Source organism: Bartonella sp. AP280QHHD (assembly GCF_042196125.1).
GTDB lineage: Bacteria > Pseudomonadota > Alphaproteobacteria > Rhizobiales > Rhizobiaceae > Bartonella.
Map to the genome: position 1 here is coordinate 422 of NZ_JBHIPQ010000008.1, position 1,238 is coordinate 1,659.

General features: G+C 40.1%; 1 protein-coding gene. It reads right to left on the reverse strand.

From position 1 onward, the window contains the following. A partial coding sequence (locus ACFIMK_RS00340; RefSeq protein WP_375693493.1) for a ShlB/FhaC/HecB family hemolysin secretion/activation protein occupies window positions 1-958 on the reverse strand: 958 nt, incomplete at its 3' end. Window positions 959-1,238 lie beyond the last annotated feature (280 nt).

Genomic DNA, 1,238 nt, shown 5'->3' on the forward strand with positions numbered 1-1,238 from the left:
TCCAATAACCGTACGGAATACTCACACTCGCTGAAATGTTATTGCTATGTCCTTCTTGCTTGCTCCCACCCCAATAATCTGTCTGACTGCGTTGATAGTTAAAATCCCACGCATCATTCATCCCTAAAATATTTTCTACCCTCAAGCCCGCACTATAACGCGCATAACCCGTGGAAGATTGTCCCATATTGTCATGAGAAACAGTAACCTTGAAAGTTTTATCGGGATGATTGTTAATATTGACAATGGTGCTCCCTTCTTCACGCCCTGGAAGAAGTTCGCTTTGAGCGTGCGCTGAACTCAAACGGTTGATCTGATCAAGCCCCTGTTCAATATCGCGCATGTTCAGAACATGACCTTGAAGCCCAGGAAAAGCACTCCATACAACATTATTATAACGAGACGCCGGTGAACCATTATAGTAAATCTCTGAAAGCTTGCCCTCAACGACAACAAATTTGAGCGTCTTGCTGTTTTTGATATCTTGATCGGGAATATAAAAACGCGCCGTCACATAGCCTTGATCCAAATAAACTTTGGTTAACTTCTTGATTAAGAGCTGAATATCGACAAGACCGATACATCTTCCAACATAAGACTCTGTTACGGCTGATATAAAGCGCTTTTTGACATGATGCACTCCCTCAACAACAACAGCATGAATGGGAAAACATTGCTTCCCACCCAAAAGCATTTCTGGATTTTGCTCTGAAGGCGTCTTGATCCTTTTAGGCGTTAAAGACCGTAATTTCTCAATTCTTTCTAATTGCTGCTTTTCTGAATACCTGCGAGAAAAATTATCGGTTGGGGAATGAAAAATAGCTGAGGAGCGCGCATAAACATTTACACCTGTAAACAAGCCAAAGAAAACAACAATGGCACGAAAAATTCTCAAAAGAGAACTTTGGCGTAAAAATACAGAAAACAATACAGATTGCCCCCGCTTTGCACTATTCATGAAGCATGATTTAAAAGAACTTCATGGAACCGCTAACAAGTCCACTCAAAACAGCCACTGCCCTATGACGCTTTTAACAAAAGCACATGCCTCTGTAACCAAAGAAAAGTGACACCCAAAACTGCTTTATTTTACAAAAACCACTTTATTTTAACTGCTGAAGATCTCTCCCCCACATTTCTATGGAAAAACCTCTAAACAAAACTGTTTAGCCCGTCAATGGTTAATACATCAATATCCCCAGTTTAATGCTACAATATATTTATCAATAATTAGAGAT